Genomic DNA, 4,440 nt, shown 5'->3' with positions numbered 1-4,440 from the left:
CGACAAAACGCAATGGGCGCAGCCGCTTGAGCTACTTGATGGCTCCGCGCCTGCGCCCATTGCTCACGCCGCCGAATGATGGCACACAAAAGGAGAACAAGCTCGATTTAAGAGTGGCCCCGAAAAAAGGGGCAGGTCAGGTCAACTCTCGTGTCAACGGGGCTGCCACGGAGCGCATATTCATTTCGACGTACCCGGCGATGGCCAAGGTGTACCAGTCGTTCGATGTGGGGTTCTTCGATCTGATTATCGCTGACGAGTCCCACCGCAGCATCTACAACATCTATGGTGATCTCTTTCACTATTTCGACAGCCTCCAGGTCGGGTTGACGGCGACGCCGGTCAATTTCGTGACACGGTCGACCTTTGGCCTTTTCAATTGCGAGGGCAAGCTGCCGACCTTCAGCTACGACCTGGAAGAGGCGGTGGGTGAGAAGCATCTTGTTCCCTTTGAGGTGATCGATCATACCACTCAGTTCCTTCGTGACGGCATCACACTTGATGGGCTGACCCAAACGCAGATCGAGGAACTGGAAGCGCAAGGCGAAGACCCGAATGACTATGACTACTCCTCAGAACAGATCGACAAGGCGATTTACAATCGCGACACCAACCGTGTGATCATTCGCAATCTGATGGAAAACGGCATCCGAGATGCGAACGGACAGACCATCGGCAAGACGATCATCTTTGCGCGCAATCACGAACACGCCATGCTGATGAGCCGGCTATTCGACGAGATGTATCCGCAATATGGCGGAAAGTTCTGTCAGGTGATCGACAACTATGACCCACGCGCGGAAAGCCTGATCGATGACTTCAAGGGAACGGGCACCAACAGCGAGCTCACCGTCGCCCTTTCGGTGGACATGCTCGATACCGGCATCGATGTGCCCGAGATCGTGAACCTCGTCTTTGCCAAGCCTGTGCGCTCGCCGGTCAAGTTCTGGCAGATGGTTGGACGCGGCACACGGCTTTGCACCGATTTGTTTGGCCCTGGAAAGGACAAGACCGTCTTCCGGATCTTCGACCACTGGGCTAACTTCAAACGCTTCGAAGAGGGCTACAAACCTGCCGAGCCGACGGTTACGAAATCACTGCTCCAACAGCTTTTCGAGCAGCGCATCCAGCTTGCTGAAACGGCACTGCAGAAAAGCGAGATTGCCGTCTTCGATCACGTGATCCAATTGATCGCTGCCGACATCAATGCGCTCGATGAAAACACCGTCGCGGTGCGGGAGAAGTGGCGGGAGAAGCGCTCGACTGCTTCGATTGAGAACCTGAAACGGTTCGATCCCGGGACAGTATCGGTGCTGCGCCAGACCATCGCCCCGCTGATGCAATGGCGCGATATCAGGGGCAAGGCCGAGGCGCATGCGTTCGATCTGCTTGTGTGCAAGGCCCAGATCGCGGTCCTGCATCAGTCTGCCGAGGTCGCCGATCTCAAGATCGATTTCCTCGACCGGCTGGGCTCGCTCCAGATGCATCTCAACCCGGTTCGGGAACAGGCCGAGGTGATCAAAAAGGCCAAGTCCGATGCCTTCTGGAACGGCGTGACCGTGATGGACCTTGAGGCCGTGCGCGAGCCGCTGCGCAGCATCATGATCTACCGCGACCGACAGAAGATTGGCGGCAACGGCCCCAAGATCGTCGACATCACTGAAGACACCGGTCTCGTGCAGTCCTCACGCCGCAGCGCTTCGCTCAAGACCGTGGACGTGGCTGCCTATGAGCAGCTCGTCGAAGCTGAACTGAAAAAGCACTTCGAGACCAATGCGACGTTGAAGAAAATCCGCGCAGGCGAGGCGGTTACGCCCGAGGACCTCAACGCAATTATCTCACTGGTCTTGACCCAGAACCCCGATGTCAGCCGCAACGCGCTGGAAGAGTTTTTTGCGTCCACGACGCTGCCGCTCGACATCACCATCCGCAAGATGGTCGGGCTCGAAGAACAGGCCGTGAAGGAAAAGTTCTCGGCCTTCGTGCTGGGCCATCCCGAACTGACGGCGAAGCAGACACGCTTCTTGGCGCTGCTGCAAAACCACATCATCAAATTCGGTTTCATCACCATCGACCGCCTCTATGATCAGCCATTCACGGTTGTGGACGCCGATGGTCCCGAGGGCATTTTCGAAAAGCCCGACGACATCGATCAGCTGATGAAGATCGTCAATCTCTTCGCTCCGGCGCCCAAAGGCGATGACGGAGCCGATACATCCCAAGGAAAGCTACACTAATGGTAACCGGCGAATTGAAAAAGAAGATCGATGCCCTCTGGACCGAGTTCTGGACCGGCGGCATCACCAATCCGCTGACGGTGATCGAGCAGATCACCTTCCTGATCTTCGTGCGCTTGCTCGACGTGAACGAAGCCCGCGACGAAAACCGCCTGAAGCGCAGCGGCGTGGAGTTCAAGCGCCGGTTCAATGCCGATGAACAGGAACTCCGCTGGTCGCAGTTCCGCCATCTGGGTGCCGATGAAATGCTGCCGCTGGTGCGCGACCGGGTCTTCCCGCATTTCCGCAAGGCGTCTGTCGGCACCACCTTCGCCGAGTTCATGAAAGATGCTCAGCTGATGATCCAGAAGCCCAGCCTTCTGGTGAAGGCGGTCAACATGATCAACGACCTGCCGCTCACCGCTGGCGATACCAAGGGCGACCTCTACGAATACCTGCTCGGCAAGCTGACCACCGCAGGCATCAACGGCCAGTTCCGCACCCCGCGCCACATCATCCGCCTCATGGTGGACATGCTGGAGCCCAAGCCCACCGATGTGATTTCCGATCCGTCATGTGGCACCGGCGGCTTTCTGGTCGAGACGATGAACTACCTTCTCGAAAACCACACCTCGCCCGAGGCGGTGATGGAGGAAACGGATCCGGACACCGGCAAGACCGAGAAGACCTTCACCGGTGACCTGCTCGAGGACCATTGGACCCATATCCGCAACGACATGTTCCACGGCTTCGATTTTGACGCCACCATGCTGCGCATTGCGGCCATGAACATGATGCTGCACGGCGTTGATAATCCCGACATCCACTACCAGGACACGCTGAGCAACAGCTTTCCGGAGAAGTTCCCCAAATCATCAAGCGACGGCTTTGACATTGTCCTCGCCAATCCGCCCTTCAAGGGCTCGCTGGACTTCGAGGATGTGCATGCCGGGCTGCTGCGGCAGGTGAAGACGAAGAAGACAGAACTGCTGTTTCTGGTGCTGATCCTGCGCATGCTGAAAACCGGCGGACGCTCGGCCACCATTGTGCCCGATGGCGTGCTCTTCGGCTCGTCCACTGCCCATGTGGCACTGCGCAAGCTGCTGGTCGACCACAACCAGCTGGAGGCGGTGATCTCGCTGCCCTCGGGTGTGTTCAAGCCCTATGCGGGTGTGTCTACCGGCATCCTCGTCTTCACCAAGGGCGGGCGTACCGATGATGTCTTCTTCTACGATGTGGAGGCGGACGGTTACTCGCTGGATGACAAGCGCGATCCGATCGAGGCCAATGACCTGCCGGATTGCATCGCGGCCTGGCGGAACCGCGATCCGAAGCGGGACACGGACCGCAAGCAGAAGGCCTTCTTCGTTCCGGCCGATGACATCCGCGAGGCGAATTTCGACCTCTCGCTCTCCAAATACAAGGAGCGCATTTACGCAGAGCAGGAATACGACCCGCCGAAGGATATCCTCGAGCGGATGAACAAGCTCAACGCCGCCATAGCCAAGGACCTCGCCGACCTTGAGGGGATGTTGGGATGAGTTGGCAGCAGGTTCAACTCGGTGAGGTCGCCGATATCATAAGCGGCGCGACCCCAAAATCTACCGTGCCTGACTATTGGGGCGGTGAGATCGCATGGGCAACGCCAACTGATTTGTCGAACCTTAAGGCCAAACATATCGCCTCGACTGAGAGGCGGATTACTGACGCAGGTCTGAAATCGTGTTCGGCACGGCTTTTGCCTCCGAATTCTGTGCTTTTCAGCTCTCGAGCCCCTATTGGCTTGGTTGCCATAAACCGAACTCCGATGGCTACCAATCAAGGGTTCAAGAGTTTTGTACCATCCAAAGATTTGACTGCAGATTATCTTTAGGACTCTCTGAAGAACCTCCCCATTTCGGCGTGATCTGGTAGGATTCTGGCGGATGACAGAGGAGCCGCCGATGCCTAAGCAGCCAGCCATTCCCGGCCTTCGTGACGCAATGAAGAAGACGGTGACGCGGCGGGAGATTCTCCTGTCGCAGATGGACGCGGTTGTGCGTTGGCCGCGGCCGCTGGCGCTGATCGAACCGCATTATCCGAAGGTGGGCCCGAAGCACGGCCGCCCCCCGATCCCGCTGGAGACGATGCTGCGCGTGTATTTCGTGGAAAGCTGGTACGCCCTGAGCGATCCGATGGCGGACGAAAGCCTGTACGAGAGCGAGGCCATGCGCCGGTTTGCCGG

General features: G+C 57.9%; 4 protein-coding genes. All 4 read left to right on the top strand.

Features of this window, described 5'->3' with window-relative positions; translation table 11 throughout:
* Nucleotides 1-2,237: type I restriction-modification enzyme R subunit C-terminal domain-containing protein (locus AC13C7_RS00050; RefSeq protein ID WP_482866188.1), on the top strand; the 2,237-nt coding region annotated here is incomplete at its 5' end.
* Nucleotides 2,238-2,251: 14 nt separating this feature from the next.
* Entirely contained in the window at nucleotides 2,252-3,757 is a 1,506-nt protein-coding gene (locus AC13C7_RS00045) for a type I restriction-modification system subunit M (RefSeq protein ID WP_482866187.1), read from the top strand.
* Nucleotides 3,754-4,089 carry a restriction endonuclease subunit S gene (locus tag AC13C7_RS00040; protein WP_482866186.1) on the top strand — a complete coding sequence of 112 codons (336 nt, stop codon included), beginning with the start codon at nucleotides 3,754-3,756 and terminating at the stop codon, nucleotides 4,087-4,089. The genes AC13C7_RS00045 and AC13C7_RS00040 overlap by 4 nt, the downstream gene beginning before the upstream one ends.
* Before the next feature lie 52 nt (nucleotides 4,090-4,141).
* The coding region (locus AC13C7_RS00035; RefSeq protein ID WP_482866185.1) for a transposase at nucleotides 4,142-4,440 on the top strand (299 nt) is incomplete at its 3' end.

It is taken from the genome of Alterinioella sp. B-7 (assembly GCF_056857775.1).
Note: the sequence above shows the minus strand (reverse complement) of the source record. Positions and strands in the feature narration are given on the sequence as shown.